This window comes from Ruminococcus sp. (assembly GCF_019423705.1).
In the GTDB taxonomy this organism is placed as follows: domain Bacteria; phylum Bacillota; class Clostridia; order Oscillospirales; family Ruminococcaceae; genus Hominimerdicola.
In genome coordinates this window covers 92788-111908 of the sequence record NZ_JAHZAX010000001.1, presented here as the reverse complement: position 1 = coordinate 111908, position 19121 = coordinate 92788, and the positions used below count along the sequence as shown (strand labels likewise).

The 19121-nt window shown below is 46.2% G+C and carries 13 protein-coding genes; 9 read left to right on the top strand and 4 right to left on the bottom strand.

Features of this window, described 5'->3' with window-relative positions; all coding sequences use genetic code 11:
- Positions 1-11: 11 nt before the first annotated feature.
- From QZ371_RS00465 to QZ371_RS00440, 6 genes are all read left to right on the top strand, one after another.
- Positions 12-1796: a V-type ATP synthase subunit A gene (locus QZ371_RS00465; protein ID WP_295207450.1), complete on the top strand. Its 1785-nt coding sequence runs from the start codon at positions 12-14 to the stop codon at positions 1794-1796.
- Complete coding sequence (locus QZ371_RS00460; RefSeq protein WP_295207448.1) at positions 1786-3189, top strand: V-type ATP synthase subunit B; 1404 nt, start codon at positions 1786-1788, stop codon at positions 3187-3189. The genes QZ371_RS00465 and QZ371_RS00460 overlap by 11 nt, the downstream gene beginning before the upstream one ends.
- 107 nt (positions 3190-3296) lie before the next feature.
- Complete coding sequence (locus tag QZ371_RS00455) at positions 3297-3926, top strand: V-type ATP synthase subunit D (protein WP_295207445.1); 630 nt, start codon at positions 3297-3299, stop codon at positions 3924-3926.
- A 183-nt stretch (positions 3927-4109) separates the two neighbouring features.
- Positions 4110-4712: a DUF308 domain-containing protein gene (locus QZ371_RS00450; protein WP_295207442.1), complete on the top strand. Its 603-nt coding sequence runs from the start codon at positions 4110-4112 to the stop codon at positions 4710-4712.
- A gap of 279 nt (positions 4713-4991) precedes the next feature.
- Positions 4992-7073 (top strand): glutamine synthetase III, encoded by a 2082-nt coding sequence (locus QZ371_RS00445; protein ID WP_295207439.1) that lies wholly within the window; start codon positions 4992-4994, stop codon positions 7071-7073.
- A gap of 202 nt (positions 7074-7275) precedes the next feature.
- Entirely contained in the window at positions 7276-9048 is a 1773-nt protein-coding gene (locus QZ371_RS00440) for an ammonium transporter (RefSeq protein ID WP_295207436.1), read from the top strand.
- Between the two features lie 230 nt (positions 9049-9278).
- Here the strand turns inward: QZ371_RS00440 and QZ371_RS00435 are convergent, their stop codons facing one another.
- A complete protein-coding gene (locus QZ371_RS00435; protein WP_295207433.1) occupies positions 9279-11183 on the bottom strand; it encodes a GGDEF domain-containing protein in 1905 nt (634 codons plus the stop codon).
- A gap of 335 nt (positions 11184-11518) precedes the next feature.
- Positions 11519-12205, bottom strand: a complete 687-nt coding sequence (locus tag QZ371_RS00430; protein WP_295207430.1) for a hypothetical protein — start codon at positions 12203-12205, stop codon at positions 11519-11521.
- A 384-nt stretch (positions 12206-12589) separates the two neighbouring features.
- Here QZ371_RS00430 and QZ371_RS00425 point away from each other — a divergent pair, with 384 nt between their 5' ends.
- Genes QZ371_RS00425 through QZ371_RS00415 form a run of 3 tightly spaced genes read left to right on the top strand, consistent with a single transcriptional unit; the run spans position 12590 to position 16532 of the window.
- Complete coding sequence (locus QZ371_RS00425) at positions 12590-13069, top strand: GtrA family protein (RefSeq protein WP_295207427.1); 480 nt, start codon at positions 12590-12592, stop codon at positions 13067-13069.
- Between the two features lie 27 nt (positions 13070-13096).
- Positions 13097-14677 carry an NAD(P)/FAD-dependent oxidoreductase gene (locus QZ371_RS00420; protein ID WP_295207424.1) on the top strand — a complete coding sequence of 527 codons (1581 nt, stop codon included), beginning with the start codon at positions 13097-13099 and terminating at the stop codon, positions 14675-14677.
- A 1-nt stretch (position 14678) separates the two neighbouring features.
- On the top strand, positions 14679-16532 hold the full coding sequence (locus QZ371_RS00415) for a hypothetical protein (protein ID WP_295207422.1): 1854 nt from the start codon (positions 14679-14681) through the stop codon (positions 16530-16532).
- A gap of 94 nt (positions 16533-16626) precedes the next feature.
- On the opposite strand, the gene QZ371_RS00410 is transcribed toward QZ371_RS00415, so the two are convergent.
- The gene (locus QZ371_RS00410) at positions 16627-17904 is read right to left on the bottom strand and encodes an amidohydrolase (RefSeq protein WP_295207419.1); all 1278 of its coding nucleotides are present in this window, start codon (positions 17902-17904) and stop codon (positions 16627-16629) included.
- 25 nt (positions 17905-17929) lie between these two features.
- Entirely contained in the window at positions 17930-19093 is a 1164-nt protein-coding gene (gene alr / locus QZ371_RS00405) for an alanine racemase (RefSeq protein WP_295207416.1), read from the bottom strand.
- Positions 19094-19121 lie beyond the last annotated feature (28 nt).

The following is a 19121-nucleotide window of genomic DNA, read 5'->3' as shown; positions in this document are numbered from 1 at the left end:
GAGTTTTGACAATGGAGACAATTTCAAAGGATAAAATATTTTCCATAAACGGCCCTGTTGTGAAGGTAGCAAATTCAAAGACCTTTGCTATGCAGGAAATGGTCTATGTGGGAAAAAAGCGTCTTATCGGCGAGGTCATAAGGGTCCAGTCTGATTTCACAACCATACAGGTCTATGAGGGCACCACGGGGCTTATGCCCGGCGAGCCTGTGGAATCAACAGGTGCGCCGATGTCCGCCACACTTGGCCCTGGTATAATAAACAATATTTTCGACGGCATAGAGCGTCCGCTCAAAAAGCTTGAAGAGCTTTCGGGGGCTTTTATTGCCGACGGCGCAAATGTAAATTCTCTCGATACTGAGAAAAAATATGCTGTCAAGCTGACTGTTAAGGTGGGCGACAAGCTTGGGGCTGGGGATATCTACTGCACCTGCCCTGAGACCCCTGTCATCGTCCACAAGTGTATGCTTCCGCCGCTTTCAAAGGGCGGTGAGGTCATTTGGACTGCTGAGGACGGCGACTATACTGTCAATGACGTTGTGGCGAAGATAAAGGCTCCAAACGGCGCTGTGCAGGAGCTTATACTCTGTCAGAAATGGCCTATCAGAACGGCGAGACCTTGCAAAAACAGGCTTCCTATAACAAAGCCGTTGGTGACAGGTCAGCGTATCGTTGACACTATTCTGCCTGTGGCAAAGGGCGGCACGGCGGCTATCCCTGGTGGATTTGGCACGGGAAAAACTATGACCCAGCACCAGCTTGCAAAATGGTGCGACGCTGATATCATCGTTTATATCGGCTGCGGCGAGCGTGGAAACGAAATGACGCAGGTGCTTGAGGAATTTTCCGAACTTATCGACCCGAAAACTCAGAGACCTTTGACGGACAGAACGGTGCTTATCGCAAACACTTCAAATATGCCTGTGGCAGCCCGTGAGGCTTCAATTTACACGGGCATAACCCTTGCGGAATATTATCGTGATATGGGCTATCACATCGCAATTATGGCGGATTCGACTTCACGTTGGGCGGAGGCGCTTCGTGAGATATCGGGACGATTGGAAGAAATGCCTGCGGAAGAGGGCTTCCCTGCATATCTGCCTTCGAGAATTTCCGAATTCTACGAGCGTGCAGGCTATGTTGAGACCCTTGGGGGCAAGGAAGGCTCTGTTACCATAATCGGTGCGGTATCGCCTCAGGGCTCGGACTTTTCCGAGCCTGTTACGCAGAACACAAAGCGTTTCGTGCGCTGCTTCTGGGCGCTTGACAAGTCCCTTGCCTATGCAAGACATTATCCTGCAATAAACTGGAACACAAGCTATTCGGAATATGCGGAAGATCTTGCGGAATATTATAACACCAACGTAAATGAGAATTTTATGAAGATAAGGCAGGAGATATCCAACATTCTTGTGGAAGAGAACACTCTTATGGAGATAGTAAAGCTTATGGGTACGGACGTTTTGCCCGACGATCAAAAGCTTCTTATAGAGACCGCAAGGATAGTAAGGGTAGGCTTTTTGCAGCAGAACGCTTATCATAAGGACGATACTTATGTGCCTCTTGATAAGCAGTATAGAATGATGAAGCTCATAACAGATTTTTATGCTCTTGCGAAAGAAGCTTTGGCAGAGGGCGTGAATGTTGACGATATCGTCAAGTGCGGCTGGATAGAGAAGATAATAAAAGTGAAATATGATATCCCTAACGGCGAACTTGGAATGTTCGACGACTATGAAAGGGATATGAAAGCCGATTTTGAGAAGCTGACGGGGGGTGCGCAGCGTGGACGTTAAATATATCGGTCTCAGCGAGATAAACGGCCCGCTGGTGGCGCTCGACCACGTCAGCGGCATTTCCTATGACGAAATGGCGGAGATAAAGCTTGACGACGGCACACGCCGCCTTGCAAGAGTTGTTGAAGTCGAGGAGGACAAGGCGGTCTTGCAGGTATTTGAGGGCACAAAGGGGCTTTCACTTGTGAACACAACTACAAGCTTTCAAGGCAGACCAATGGAGCTTGCGCTATCAACGGAAATGCTTGGAAGGATCTTCAGCGGAGCAGGCAAGCCAATCGACGGGCTGGGGGATATTTTCCCAGAGAAATACCGTGATATAAACGGTTCGCCGCTGAACCCTGTTTCAAGAACTTATCCTAGAAACTATATCAACACGGGAATATCATCTATCGACGCATTGACCACCCTTATCAGAGGTCAAAAGCTGCCGATATTCTCGGGTTCGGGACTTTCGCATAACAAGCTTGCGGTGCAGATAGTAAGGCAGGCAAAGATAGCGGACGAGAACGGACAGGACTTTGCTATCGTGTTCGGCGCAATGGGCGTTAAAAACGACGTTGCGGATTATTTCAAGCGCTGCTTTGAAGAGACGGGCGTTTTGCAGAGAGTTGCAATGTTTTTGAACCTTTCAAACGACCCTATCATAGAGCGTATCCTCACCCCGAGGTGTGCGCTGACTTGTGCGGAATATCTTGCCTTTGAGCACGATATGCACATTCTTGTTATCCTCACGGATATGACTTCTTATGCAGAGGCGCTGAGAGAATTTTCATCATCAAAGGGCGAGATACCGGGCCGAAAGGGTTATCCGGGATATCTTTATTCCGACCTTGCGTCGATCTATGAGCGAGCAGGCATTGTAAAGGGCGCAAAGGGCTCTGTTACGCAGATACCTATACTCACTATGCCTAACGACGATATCACTCACCCTGTTCCGGACCTTACGGGATATATCACAGAGGGACAGATAGTTCTTGACCGAAATCTCGATCAGACGGGCGTTTATCCTGCGGTGTCTATCCTGCCCAGCCTTTCAAGACTTATGAAAGACGGTATCGGTGAAGGCTTCACAAGAGAAGATCATCAAATGGTATCAAACCAGCTTTTTGCGGCATACGCAAAGGTTCAGGATGCAAGGAGCCTTGCTTCCGTTATCGGCGAGGAGGAGCTTTCCGATACCGACAAGGCGTATATGAAATTCGGCGTGCTGTTCGAGAAGTATTTTATAGATCAGGGCTTTGATGTCAACCGCTCTATCGAGGAGACACTTGATCTTGGCTGGTCGCTGCTTTCGACCCTGCCGAAATCGGAGCTTGACAGAGTTGACGAGGAGCACCTTGAACATTATTACAGCGCAGAAAAGGCAAAGGCGCTGTTTGCAGCGGAATAAAAATGCGACATATTGTGCCATAAGGGTATAATGTGTAGGGGCGAACAGCGTTCGCCCCTACTGGATTTTTTTGAATATAGTGATAAAATAGAAAGAGGGTGTGACCATTGGCGGAGCAGCAAGTCTTTCCTACCAAAGGAAATCTTATATTATCAAAGAAAGCCTTGAAGCTTGCGGCGCTGGGTTACGAGCTTCTTGACAGAAAAAGGAACATTCTCATACGAGAGCTTATGAGCTTTGTGGACAAGGCAGGGGAGCTTCGTTGCAGCATTGAGGAGACCTACAAGGAAGCGTACAGCGCATTGCAGCTTGCGAACATCTCAATGGGACTTGTTACGCCATATGCGAACTGCATACCCGTTGAGACGGGGGTGGAGATAAGCTCGAAAAGTGTAATGGGCGTTGAGCTGCCGAGAGTTACCCTTGAGGAGCGGCCGCTTAAAGTGACATACGGCTTTTCCCAGACCAATTCCCAGCTTGACAGGGCGTTTCTTGCATTTGACAAGGTAAAGCGCACCACCGTGGAGCTTGCCGAGGTGGAAAACAGCATTTACAGGCTGTCGGTGGCAATAAGAAAGACCCAGCGGCGTGCAAACGCATTGCAGAACATAATCATACCGAGAAATGAGAAGATAGTGAAGTTCATCACGGATTCCCTTGAAGAGAAGGACAGAGAGGAATTTTCACGAATGAAGGTAATAAAGGCTGCAAAGCTGAGGGCTGCGAAAAAGGCGTGAGAGCGCAAGCTTGTCAAAAAGACGGCAAGCCAAATGACGTATTTACGCCAATTGTAGGGGACGGCGTCCTCGACGTCCCACTTGTTTGGATTTTATTCAACAAGCTGTGGCGACCTGCTGTCGCCCGTTTGGCAGAGAATCAAGCAGGTGCTATCTTTTAAATAGATGAAAGGAAAGATGAAAATGGAATTTATCAAGAAGATGTTCAGAAGCTACTGGGTGCTCTCGCTTTTCTGCGTGGTGCTGGGCGTGGCGCTTATAGTCGATCCTGGCTTTTTCACAAAGGCCATTTGCTATGTTATCGGCGGATTGTTTCTTGTGTTCGGTGCTGAGGAACTTGTGAGATATTTTCTCAAGGGCAAAGAGAACCCTGTGTACTCTTCCTGCCTTGTTAGGGGAATAATCTTGGCGGCTATCGGCGTGTTCATAATTGCAAGACCAAACTTTATACCGAGCGTTATTGCTATCGTGTTCGGAATTTATATGCTCATAAGCGGCATTGTGAACATACAGGATTCGCTGAACCTCAAAAGAGCCGGCGTTGTGGAATGGAAAGTCAGCTGTATCCCTGCCGTTATCACGACGGCTGTGGGCGTGGTGCTGCTTTTCAACCCCCTTATGCTTACTGACGCTGCGATGATGATACTTGGCATTGCGCTGCTGATATCGGGCGTATCAAACCTGTTTGGCTGCTTTACCGCAGGCTCAAAGCTCAAGCAGCTCAACAAGATGATAAAGCGTGATTTTAAGGATCGTCCCGACAAGGATCATTATATCGACATTTGATTTTTTCATATATTGTGCGCTATGGTGCTGATTTTTACGGCAATATGTGCAGTTTGTTGATATTTTGCGCATTTGTACAGTAATCAACAATTTGCAAGGGTGAGATTTGTTAAAGTCTCTAAAAATGAAAAAAGGCCTTGACAAATGAGGCGCAATGGTATATACTCATACTTGTAAACAGCAAAGGCGCTGTGAACCGATAAGGTTCGCAGTGTCTTTTTTTATTTTAATTTTATTATTTTAAATTTTGTAAACTATAATTTATAGGAGGAATTCAATATGGCAAACGTTCCTGAATATTTCGGTTCTGATGTGTTCAACGAATCAGTTATGAAGGAAAGACTTCCAAAGGCTACTTACAAGGCTTTGAAGAAGACTATCGACAACGGCGATCCACTTGATATCGAGGTCGCAAACATCGTTGCCAACGCAATGAAGGACTGGGCAGTTGAAAAGGGCTGCACACATTACACCCATTGGTTCCAGCCAATGACAGGTCTTACTGCTGAGAAGCTTGACAGCTTTATCTCACCAACAGAGGACGGTCACGTTATTATGGAATTTTCGGGCAAGGAGCTCGTTAAGGGCGAGCCTGACGCTTCTTCATTCCCTTCCGGCGGACTGAGAGCTACATTCGAGGCAAGAGGCTATACAGCTTGGGATCCAACTTCATATGCATTCATCAAGGAACAGACACTTTGTATTCCTACCGCTTTCTGCTCATATAACGGCGAGGCACTTGATAAGAAAACTCCGCTTCTTCGTTCAATGGAGGCTGTCAATAAGTCAGCTCTTAGAATTCTGAAGCTCTTCGGTTCTGACGCAACAAGAGTTGTTGCAAACGTTGGTCCTGAGCAGGAATACTTCCTCATCGACAGAGAGATGTATTCAAAGAGAGAAGACCTTATCCTTGCTGGCAGATCACTTTACGGCGCACCTGCTCCAAAGGGACAGGAACTTGAAGATCACTACTTCGGTACTATCAAGACAAGAGTTCAGGCTTATATGAGAGACCTTGACGAGCAGCTTTGGAAGCTTGGCATTTACGCTAAGACAAAGCACAACGAGGTAGCTCCTGCACAGCACGAACTTGCTCCAATCTACGGCACAACGAACATTGCGACTGACCACAACCAGCTCACAATGGAGATTATGAAGAGAACAGCCAGAAAGCACGGCTTTAAGTGCCTGCTTCACGAGAAGCCATTCGCAGGCATCAATGGTTCAGGTAAACACAACAACTGGTCGATCTCAACAAACACAGGCGTAAACCTTCTTGACCCAGGTAAGACACCTGCTGAGAACGCACAGTTCCTGCTGTTCCTCACAGCTGTTATCAAGGCAGTTAACGATTATCAGGATATTCTGAGAGCTTCCGTTGCTTCTGCCGGTAACGACCACAGACTTGGCGCAAACGAAGCACCTCCGGCTATCATCTCTATCTTCCTTGGCGATGAGCTCACAGGCGTTCTCGATTCTATCGTAAACGGCGTTAAGTATGAGGACAAGAGAGTTGAAATGGAGATCGGCGTTGACGTTCTTCCACACTTCCCTAAGGATACAACAGACCGTAACAGAACTTCACCATTTGCTTTCACAGGCAACAAGTTCGAGTTCAGAATGCCTGGCTCTAAGCTTTCAGTTGCAGGCCCTAACACAGTTCTTAATACTATCGTAGCAGAAGTTCTTGACGAATTTGCTGACGTACTTGAAAAGGCTGACAACTTCCAGGACGCTCTTGACGATCTTATCAAAAAGACTATCAAGGACAATCAGAACATCATCTTCAACGGCAACGGTTATTCTGACGAGTGGCCTGTTGAAGCTGAAAAGAGAGGTCTTCTCAACCTCAAGTCCACACCAGCGGCTGTTCCAACATTCCTCGCACAGAAGAACATCGACGTATTCACAAAGTACGGCGTTTATACAGAGACAGAGCTCCAGTCAAGAGTTGAGATCCTTCTCGACGAGTATTGCAAGACACTCAACATCGAGGCTCTTACAATGATAGATATGGCTAAGAAGGAAATTCTTCCGGCTGCTGCTAAGTACATCAAGGATATCGCAAAGACTGCGGAGCTTGCTAAGAGCTGTGGCGCTGAGACTGTATTCGAGGACGAGACAGTCAAGGAAATTTCTTCTCTCGTAACTGAAATGTACAAGGCTCTCGGAACTCTCGAGGCTGACGTTCAGAAGGTACACGCTATCGAGGACACACAGGAAATGGCAAACTTCTTCCACGATACTATCTTTGTTGATATGGGAGCACTCAGACTTCCGGCCGACAAGATCGAGACGTTGGTGGGCAAGGAATACTGGCCATATCCAACATATAGCGATCTGCTGTTCTATGTAAAATAAAAAAAGCAAAGAACACAATTTAATAAAGACGATCTTAATTTTCGATATAACAACTGATTTTCCAATTATCCTAATACATATCCAACATCTTGTTACAGTACATATCGACTAAGATTCTCAATGCACAATGAAGTGTATGATAAGCCCGGCTGAAAGGCTGCGGCTGTCGTACACTTTTTTGTATTTTAAGGAGGAAAAAGATATGATAAACACAGTTCAAGTATTGGCTGAAAAGGCTGATTTCAGCGCAGTCAATACTATTTGGGTGCTCCTCGGAGCGGCGCTTGTATTCTTTATGCAGGCAGGTTTTGCAATGGTCGAGACAGGTTTTACCCGTGCAAAGAATGCAGGTAACATCATAATGAAGAACCTTATGGACTTCTGTATCGGAACTCCGCTGTTTTGGCTCTTCGGTTTCGGTATAATGTTTGGCGACGGCAAGTTCATCGGAGCTTACAAGGGAATCGCTGATTCTACATATGCCTCAGCTGCTCCAGACGGAGTGCCTTTCTTTGCTTTCCTTATCTTCCAGACAGTTTTCTGTGCAACAGCAGCAACTATCGTTTCTGGAGCTATGGCAGAAAGAACAAAGTTCATTTCTTATTGTATCTATTCAGCAATTATAAGCCTTCTGGTTTATCCTATCGAGGCTCACTGGATCTGGGGCGGCGGCTGGCTCGCAGACCTCGGCTTCCATGATTTCGCAGGTTCAACTTGCGTTCATATGGCAGGCGGCGTTGCAGCATTCGTTGGCGCAGCTATCCTTGGTCCTCGTATCGGTAAGTATGACAAGAACGGCAAGGCAAAGGCTATCCCAGGTCACTCACTTACACTTGGCGCACTTGGTTGCTTTATCCTTTGGTTCTGCTGGTTCGGATTCAACGGTGCTTCAACAGTTTCTATGGAAGGCGACGCTATCCCACTTGCAGGTAAGGTTTTCGTAACAACAAACCTTGCAGCAGCAGTTGCAACTATCACAACAATGATCTTCACTTGGATCAAGTATAAGAAGCCTGATGTTTCAATGACACTTAACGCTTCACTTGCAGGTCTGGTAGCTATCACAGCTCCATGCGACACAGTTTCACCAGTATCAGCAGCTATAATCGGTATCGTTGCAGGTATCCTCGTAGTTGTAGGCGTAGAGTTTATAGACCAGGTTCTCAAGATAGATGACCCGGTTGGTGCTTGCGGAGTTCATATGCTCAACGGTATGTGGGGCACTATTGCAGTAGGTCTGTTCTCAGACGGTACTTGCGGTGAAAAGGGACTCTTCACAGGCGGCGGAGCACATCTCCTTGGTATCCAGCTTCTCGGTATGGTATCAGTTATCGCTTGGGTAGCTATCACAATGACTATCGTATTCCAGATCATCAAGCACACAATTGGTCTTAGAGCTTCCGAACAGGAAGAGATCCTTGGCCTCGACGTTACAGAGCACGGACTTGTTTCTTCTTATGCAGACTTCGCTCCTGCAATGTCACAGGCAGTTCTCAGCTATACAAAGGACGACGCAAAGAGCGTTGTAAAGGTAGAAAAGTCAGCAGAGCCTGTTGTTCCTGTTGAAAAGGCTATCAAGGTAGAATCTTATGCAACAGAAGCACCTTCAGCAGACGGCACACCAAAGATGACAAAGGTAACTATCGTTTGCAAGCAGCAGAAGCTCAACGATCTTATCACAGCTCTCGAGGATATCGAGGTAACAGGTGTAACAGTTACAAACGTTCTTGGTTGCGGTATGCAGAAGGGTCAGCCTGAGTATTACCGTGGTGCTGAGGTCGAAGCTAACCTGCTTCCAAAGGTAAAGGTAGATGTAATAATCTGCAAGGTACCGACAAGAGCAGTTATCGACGCCGCAAAGGCAGCCCTTTATACAGGACATATCGGTGACGGCAAGATCTTTGTTTACAACGTTGAGAATGTTATCAAGATCAGAACAAACGAAGAGGGTTATGACGCTCTTCAGGACGAATAAGTCCGATAACAGTTATAAGCTATCAAGATGACGGGTATATCCCATTAAAAAGCCCCCATCCCACTTATAAATTATAGCTTGGAGCCCGCAGACGGAAGTTTTCCGCCTGCGGGTTTCTTGCTTGTGGGGGCTGGGGTCAGATATTAGCGGCGTAACAAAAAACGGGCGAACATTGTTCGCCCGTCTTTTGCTTACGCTACATTGTATTATTTTATTGTTCTTAATGTTTGTTATGGATTCGGTCTTAATCTGTTATCGTGCCAGCTTCCACGATAGTGAGGTTTGTTTTTCTTGTCCTCATACATTCGCTTGTCGGCAAGGCGCATAACATTGTCAAAGTCAAAATGATCCGCCGCAGATACAGCTATGCCGACGCTTGATGACAGAGTGTAAGGCTTTCCACAGCTCTGATTGAGCGTTGAAAGAAAGCTCTTTATCTCCCACTTGACCTTGTCGGAACAGTCCTCGTCAACGACCGCCACCATTGCAAGCTCATCACCGCCGAAACGTCCGCAGACTTTGTTTTCGATAGTCACGCTGCTCATAGCTTCCGCTGCTACACGGATAGCGAAGTCGCCTGCCTCGTGTCCGAAATTGTCGTTTATATATTTCAACCCGTCAACATCGACTGAGACCACCATTGCAAGCTGTCCGTCTCTGCCTCTGAGCTGTTCGAGGGCGTTGTAGAAGCCGTTGCGGTTGTAAAGCCCTGTCAGAACATCGTGCCTGTACATATCTTCAATATGCTTTGCCATATATTTCTGATATCTGACGTTTCGATAGCTGCCCAAAGCGGTATTGAGGGAGTTCATATAAAGTGGTATCTTGCCGTATTCTTTAAGGTCGATAGGCAGATAAAAGCATACATAGCCCTGCGGAATGCCGATATAGCCGAGAGCGGAGAACACCAGCGGCGTTCCATAGCCTATAACATCGTCAAGGCAAGGAACGACATCTTTTCGGTCGATCTCGAAAGGCATTTCACGTCCGCCTGCGTTTCTTACGGAAATAACTATCATCTTATCGTCAAAGCTGCGCCGCTTTTCATCTATGCTGGGGTCGCTTTTTTCGTCAAAACACTCACGGTTCACAAGCACCGCAACATCGCCGAAATCGTATGTGCAGATAGTGTTGGAAGCTTCTTTCGGCGTTTCGCTGTTCATAATAGTGGTGGCAAGCTCATAGAGCACACGCTCTTCGTACTGATAGCGGTTTATCCTGTCATGAAGACCACGGATATAATTGCCTGTATTGAGCTTTGCGTTATGCGCAACGCAGCCGCAGGATTCTGAAATTTCAATAACGTACTCAACGTCATATCTCTTTTCAAGCTCTTCGCCATTTATGGCTTTGCCAACCAGATCGACGATAAGCTGGCAAGTTTTTTCAAAGCTTGCGCCGCAGCTTGTTATCATCGGTTCGCAGAACTTAATATCCTCTGTGCCGTCAAAACCTGTTATGATGATATCATTTGGCACTTTATAGCCGTGAGACTGGAACTCAGTTGAAGCCGTTATCGCCATCATATCGTTTGCGCAGATAACAGCCTTTGGAATATCGTTTTTCGCTATCATAGCGTTCACCGCTTTTGCTGTCGGGTCTGACCAGTAATCTCCGTAATAAAGCCTATCCTCACGGAATGGGATATAATTCTCCGCAAGCACCTGCTTGTAAACATCTATCCTGCGCTCGGAATTGACTTCGCCTTTAAGCCCTGCGATCATCGCAACATCGCTAACGCCGTGCTGCTCGACGATATGGCGCACCACCTGTTCAAAGCCTTTTTCGTAATCGAACATAACGCTTGTGCAGTCGTCGTGACTATCGCCCACGGAAATGACAGGCTTGCCGTGCACAGCGGCGTTACGGCGGATATTTTCGAGAATATCCTTTCTGAATATACGCTCGTCAAAGGTAACGACGGCGTCGATCTTGTCGTAATCTATAAGGTCGAAAATTGCGATCTCGCTTTTTTCCGAAAGGGTATGCCAATACAGGTCGGAGCAGGTGTGATAAACAAACAGTCTGTAACCGTTTTCAACTGCGCATTTATTCAGCGCCGTGATGAAATTGTAATGTCGTTCGTCGTATATCTTGCAAATGCAGACGGCAATAACTTTGCAGCCGCAGATCATACCTTGTTTACTCCTTTCTATCTATGTCTTTTTATTTTAATTTAATCTTAGAAATCTCTGATATAATATCACTATTCACGATAATTATACCACATTGGTGTGTCAAAATCAAGAAACTGGAGCTAATTCACAAGCATTTAACATAAATCTTATTGGTATCGCACAAAACCATATGTCGCTATTTAGCTATATTGTCTTATAACTTTGTTATCTTAACTGTTTCATTTATTTGTTTTCTGTGACGAAAAATGCAATTTATTCACCTTTGGACAGCAAAAAGAAAGTTTCATATTTTAACATATAGATGATATACAATTATATATGCCCAAAGCTTTTCAATCTCTGTCGTGATGATCTTTCCAATTTTTCAGCCCGTCATATGACATTTTGTATTCCTGCATATATTCGTCAGTTTTTTCGGGCGGCGTGGCGATATCCTCGGGCTTATCGGAGGTGAAAATATCCTCGTGGTCGATAGTGAAAATGCCGCCTTGCTGGGCGTGCTCGAGGTTTTTGACCATTTCATCACGGGTAAGCCCCTCAAACTTAATGCGGTCGTCACGCTGGTCGAATGGGAAATTCGGCAGGGAGCGGAGGAAATTAAGGTCGGCGACAGTTTTTGCCGTAAATGCGCAGGCTATGATGAGATAGACGAGCATTATGAAAGTATCGAAGCTGAAACTATCGAACAGAGCGCCTTTAAGGGCGATGTAGCCCAGCATAGCGATCGGCGTAGCGATGATAGTTTTCACTTTATTTGATGACATAAGAACGCCGCAAATGGCGAAAGCAACGTAATTTATAATGCCTGTCACGCCTGTATCGAATGAGCGGAAGAGGGCGTATTCGGCGACGAAATATGACACCCAGCCGTACATACCATAGACTATCATAGCTGGAAATATGCAGGCAACGGGGATATAAGCTAGAAAGCGCTGACGTTTGGTAAGGCTGCGGTACAGTTTTCTGAGTGAGCTATCGGGGATAGTGTTCCAATCCTCACGGATATTCATAATTTCCATAGTCTCCCACCTTTCGGGAATATTATAGCACAAAACACGTTAGTTTGCAACCACAAAAAGTGAGGAATTAGGAATAAGGAATGAGGAATGAATATATCGCCGTTGGCGATGATTTTTGCAACTCACCTCCATCAAAGAGCACGCCCAAAACTATTGACTAAATTAGAAAGAAGTGATATAATATTGTTGAATAAAGTGTGAGGTTTGTGTTTCGTGCAATGCGTATAAATATCACGGGGGAATGTTGTGCAAAAGGCGGAATTTTCTCCACATCGCAAAAATCTTGAAACTTTTTGATACGTTGAACGCACTTATATATAGTGAGATAGTAAGAAAGTAAAAAAGTAAAGCGAAAATATATAGTAATATAGTAAGGATAGGAATATGAGCAAACTAAATGTAAAAACCCTGTTTTCTGGGGATACGGATAATACTTTCGTGCAGTTTTTCAGATACGTCTTTGTTGGCGGAGCGGCTTTTGTGGTCGATTATGGCATTATGACTGCGCTTGTGGAATTGGGCGGCTTTAACGCAGTCGTCGCCGCTACATTGTCGTTTATAGCTGGGCTGGCGGTGAATTATGCACTCAGCACACTTTGGATATTCAAGAATTCTAAAATACAAAACCGCTTGGCGGAGTTTGCTGCCTTCGCAGCCGTGGGCGTCGTGGGGCTGGGCATAAACGCACTTATAATATGGTTCTTTAAGGATATCTTGGCGGCGAAAATGCTCTTCGGAAGCTGGTTGCCAAAGGATAAATATTACCTCATCGGCAAATTGTTTTCTACTGCGATAGTCTTTGTGTGGAACTTTGCAGGACGGAAATTTATTATATTTGATAAAAAAGCTAATACAGCAAAATAAATTGAACATAGAAAGGAATCAACAGAAATGAAAAAGAAAGTTGTGATAATAGGCGCAGGACCTGCGGGCATTACTGCGGCGATAGAGCTTCTCAAAAACGGCGGAAATGAGGATTATGACGTCACTGTCCTCGAAGGCTCAAAGGTTATGGGCGGAATATCTCAGACGGTGAGATATAACGGCAATCGAATGGATATCGGCGGACACAGGTTCTTTTCCAAAAACCAGCAGGTGATGAACTGGTGGGCTGACCTTATGCCTTTGCAGGGCGCTCCTGCCTATGACGATAAAAAGCTTCACCACGAAAAGCCCCTTGCCGAAAACGGCCCCGACCCCGAGAACGAGGACAGAGTTATGCTCGTCCGTGACAGGGTCTCGAGAATTTATTACAACAAGCATTTCTTTGATTACCCTATCTCGATGAAGCCCGAAACTATCAAAAATATGGGCTTTATCACAACTGTCAAGGCAGGCTGCAGCTATCTTTGGGCGTGCGTATTCAAAAAGCCTGAGACAAACCTTGAAAATTTTTATATCAACCGCTTCGGAAAAGTGCTCTATTCGATGTTCTTTGAGGGCTATACCGAAAAGCTTTGGGGCAGACACCCCCGTGAGATATCGGCAGATTGGGGCTCTCAGCGTGTAAAGGGCTTGTCTATCACGGCTCTGCTAAAGGATATGTTCAAGAAAGTTTTCGGCAAAAAGGACAGCGGCGAGGTGGAAACTTCCCTTATCGAACAGTTTTGGTATCCAAAATACGGCCCCGGCCAGCTTTGGGAAACTGCCGCAGATAAGGTCAAGGAGCTTGGCGGCGAGATATTGACAGAGTGCAATGTAAAGAATATCATCTGCGAGGGCAGAACTGTCAAGTCCGTTATTTGCGATACACCACAGGGCGAAAAGACTTTCACGGGGGATATTTTCATCTCCTCAATGCCTGTAAAAGACCTTATTTTGGGTATGGACGGCACAGACGGAACAAAGCCTTGCGATACTGTAATAAAGATCGCAAAGGGTCTGCCTTATAGAGATTTTGTCACAGTCGGCCTGCTTGTGAATAGGCTGGAGCTTAAAAACGAGACTAATAAGACCACCCTTGGCAATATCGTCCCCGACTGCTGGATATACGTTCAGGATAAGGGCGTGAAGCTTGGCAGGATACAGATATTCAACAACTGGTCGCCTTATATGGTGGAAAAGCCTGAGGATACTGTTTGGATAGGCCTTGAATATTTCTGCGCAGAGGGCGACGACTTTTGGAATATGTCGGAGGAAGAGTGCGTGAAGTTCGCAACGGGCGAACTTGTCAAAATGGGCGTTATCACAAAGGGCGCTGTCCTTGATTCACATAGAGAAAAGGTCAAAAAAGCTTACCCTGCATATTTTGATACATACAAGCATTTCGACACGATGATAAAATTCCTCGATACCTTCCCGAATCTTTATTGCGTTGGCAGAAACGGTCAGCACAGATATAACAATATGGATCACTCTATGCTCACAGCTATGGAGACCGCTGAGACTATCCGCTCGGGTAAAAAGAGCAGAAAGGATATTTGGAACGTAAACACAGAAAAGGAATACCACGAGGAAAAGTCGGGAAACTGATATGACCATTCAGAAAGATACAAAAAAAGCTAATAAATCCAATAAAGCTAACAGAAACAAAAAAGACAGCAAAAACGACGTTCTTTCAGAGATAAGAAAGGTGATAGACCGCCGTGCAATAAGTGACAGGCGGCTTGAAGCCATATTCAAGAACATTTCGAACCACCCATATCTGATAGCCGCATTTTTGTCCTTTGCGCTGGCAGGTTTCGGCTGCTATGGACAGTATTATATAAGCGGCTTCTCGGTCTATTTTGTGTTCGCATTGGCGGAATTTTTCTATTTCCGCAGGCTGCTCAAAGGCCTCGGCGACAGCGCAAAGAACCACGCTGCCTGCTATCTTTCATTTGCAGGCAAGAGCCTTTTCACTCTTGCGGCAACGATATATTTTGTGGGCTATCAGTCGAAAGCGGCGTTCGTGTGCTTTGTTGGCGTTATCGCCGTGCTTATAGCATATGTCGTGCTGCTAAATAACGATAAAAAATTTGTTGACAGAGTAACCTGTCTTTGCCTTGCGGCGGCAGGCTTTGTGCTGAGATATTCCTATGTGCTTGAGACCGATATCTACACAAGGCAGAACGACGTGTGGTTTTTCGGCGAAGAGGGCGGCCACGCCGGCTATATAGAATATCTTTACAATAACCACGCCCTGCCGAACTTTGACCCCACCACCCTTTGGCAATATTATCATCCGCCCCTGCACCATATAATTTGTGCGGTGTGGCTGAAATTCTGCACGGCTTTCGGCATTGAATATTATATGGCTTGCGAAGCTCTGCAAGGCCTTACGCTGTTTTACATAAGCGCAGTCGTAATAACATTTTACAAGCTTTTGAAGCTTTTCGACCTCAAAGGCAAAGCGCTTACCATACCATTTGGCATAGGCTGTATGTTCCCATACCTTGCCATAATGTCGGGCGGAATAAATAACGACCCTCTTATGCTGTGCTTCACAATGGGTGCGATCTACTGCGTTATAAAATGGTATCGTGAGCAGACGGCGAAAAACATCGCCAAGGCAGCCCTTTGTATCGGATTTGGAATGATGACAAAGGTTTCCGTCGCCCTTATCGCTCCGGCGGTGGCGATAGTATTTCTTATCGCACTTTTCGCACTTTTCAAAAGCGGCAAAAAGGCTCTGAACAGGCTGGGGCAGTTTTGTGTATTCGCTCTTATAAGCTTCCCCCTTGGCTTGTGGTGGAGCATAAGAAACTATCTGCGCTTTGGCGTAAAGCCAAACTATGTTCCAATGCTTTCGGAAGAGGCCGACCAGTTCCTTGGCGAGTTCACGACGAAACAGCGCTTTACTGACTTCGGCTTCTATCAGTTCAAAAAGGTCTTTGAGCAATGGGGCGGTGAAAGCTATAAGGAGCACAACCCCACGATCGCTTTTATCAAAAACTCTCTTTTCGGCGAGGAGATAAGCGAGAGCCACTTCCCGAAAAGCGGACTTATCGTGCCAAATGCGCTTTTCTGGGTGGCATTGATACTTGCGGTGATATCCTTTATCGCAATGTTTATCGTGCTCGTCAAAAAGACGAAGGGCGCAAATTTTGTGGAAAAGCTTCTGCTCTGCCTCGTTCATCTGACTATCCTTGGCAGCTATTATCATTTCTGCGCAAAGTACAAATTCATCTGCACGATGAATTTCAGATACATCGTGCCTTGTATGCTCATAGGGCTTCTCAATATCGGCATTTTCGCAGGGGCGTGTCAGAACGCCCAGTCCGCCGATATCGGCGCATGGGCAAAGAAGTTCTGCAAAGGCGCTGTCAGCCTGCTTGGATACCTGTCGGCGGCGTTCGTTGCGCTGTCTTATGTGATGATGTTCTTGGTTATTTCGAGTAATGGGTAGACTGAAAACAAAAATGGATAAAAAAAACAAACGGGCGACCGCAGGTCGCCCGTTTGTTTTTCTGTCCGTTTTATTTTTTGCTCTTATTTAAAACCTAGTCCTTCATACCATTAATGATCTCATTAGCCTTGCCATAAATGACCCTAGGCTCTTCGCCGATAAAGAACTTGCCGTCCTCATAAAGCACCTTGCCTGCACACATCGTCAGCTTGACGTTCTGTTTTGAACCGCTGTATACAAGGTTCTTTCCGATGTTGTTGAGGGGCTGCATATTCGGCTGGAAAAGGTCGATGACGATAAGATCGGCCTGCTTGCCCTCAGCGATGATGTCGCAGTTGTCAAGACCCATTGCCCTTGCAGAACCAACGGTTGCGGCTTCCAGCACCTTATCAGCAGGGCAGGCGGAAGCGTCCTTGCAGGCGATCTTCTGCAAACCTGTCATAAGGAACATTTCTCTGAACATATCAAGACAGTTGTTGCTTGCAGGGCCGTCTGTGCCGATCGCAATATTGATACCCATTTCCTGCATTTTCACGATAGGCGCAATGCCGCTTGCAAGCTTGACGTTTGAGCCTGCGCAATGAACAGCCCATACGCCCTTGTTGCGGAATATTTCAAGGTCTTTGTCGTCCATATGAACGCAATGGAAGCCTGCGCCGCCGAAATCGTAAATGCCAAAGCTGTCAAAAAGCTGGGTTGGGGTCATACCGTATTTTTCAATGCACTCACGGACTTCCTTTTCCGTCTCGGAATTGTGCATTGCAACAGGGGCTTTGTACTTTGCCGCAAGCTTTCCAACGCCCTCGATAAGCTCCTTTTCGCAAGTGTATTCTGCGTGGAAGCCCAGCATAAAGCTGATGAGAGGGTCAACGTTATTGTATTTCAGATAGTTGTTTTCAAGCCTTTCAAGGTTGGACTTATCGCCGCTGACTGCACCGCAGAGAACGGAGCGGAAGCCGCTTTCCGTGCAGGCTTTTACATAGTCGTCAAGCTCGAAATACATATCAAATGCTGCCGTGCAGCCTGTGGTGAGGTATTCAAGTATTGCAAGCTTTGTGAGCCAGTAAACTTTATCACCGTCAAGCTTTGCTTCCATTGGGAATATCTGCTTGAAAAGCCAGTCCTGCAAAGGCATATCGTCCGCATAGGAACGCAGAAATGTCATTGCGGAATGGGTGTGGGCGTTTTTGAATGACGGCATAAGAAGATTTCCGCCAAGGTCATATTCACGCTCAAAATCAGCCTTGTCAAGCTGTTCAGCCGTCGGAACGCCAACAAATGCGATCTTGTCGCCATCTGTCCAAACTTCGGCTTCTGTTAGGTCAATGCCCTGTTTAAGGGTCTTAACTTTTCCATTGTAAAATCTTATCATTTTATACTCCTATTCAAATTATCTACTATTCTATCTCCAAAACTGCGGTCTGTTCTCCGTGGCGGAGGATAACTCTCGGCACTCTTGCGGAAATTCCGCAGACTATCTCATATCCGATAGTGCCAGCAAGTGCGCCGATATCGTCGGCGGTGATAGTTTCATTTCCCTGCGAACCAATAAGTATAGCTTCGTCGCCGGGCTTAATGTCCTCGATATCGCTTACATCGCACATAAACTGATCCATACATATCCTGCCTGTGATCTTGCACCTTTTGCCCTTTATTATGACTTGGCCCTTGTTTGAAAGCGCTCTCGGATATCCGTCAGCATAACCTGCGGTTATAGTGGCAAGCTTGACTTTTTTCGGTGCTGTGTATGTCCTGCCATAGCTTACATTCGTGCCTTCATCTATGTATTTCACCTGAGCAACTGCGGCTTTGAATTCCATTGCAGGCTTTGGCTTGAAAGGCAAAGCTTTCGCAGGGTCGGGATAAAGTCCGTAAAGGATAATGCCCAGCCTTGCAAGGGCGCTTCTCTCGCTGTAATAATAAACTCCTCCGGCGGAATTGAGAAAATGCACTTTCTCAAGAGCAAGTCCGTTCTTTTCGCAGATATCCGCAACGGCGATTATCTTTTCAGCCTGCGCCTTTGTGTAAAGCGCATCGTCGGCATCAAGGCTGTCCGCAACGGCAAAGTGTGTGAAAATGCCCTCAAGGGCGATGTTTTCAAGTGTCGATATCTCTTTTAGTTCGCCGTATATCTTTTCATTGTCGCCGTGAAGCCCGATACGGGTCATACCTGTGTCTATTGCGGCGTGGATACGGACTTTGCCATCAGCGTGCTTTGAAAGCTCTTTTGCATATGAAAGCTCCGTGCAGGCTTGGATAATATCAAGCTTTGTGAGATAAGGTGCGTTCTCAGGTGGCGTGTAGCCCAAAATAAGAATCTCACCAGTTATCCCCATATCTCTGAGCCTGTGCGCTTCGTGGATATTTGACACCGCAAACCAGCGAACGTTCATCTCGTTTTGCAAAAACGGCACGACGGCATTATCGAAATGTCCGTAACAGCTTGCTTTCACAACGCACATAATATCGGTCTTTTCGCCGATGAGCTTTCGGTATTCCTTTAAGTTATACTCGATACTGTCAAGATTGACCTCAGCCCAGGCTCTTTTCAAAAAATCCATTTTAATACTCTTCCTTTATTGTTTTTTC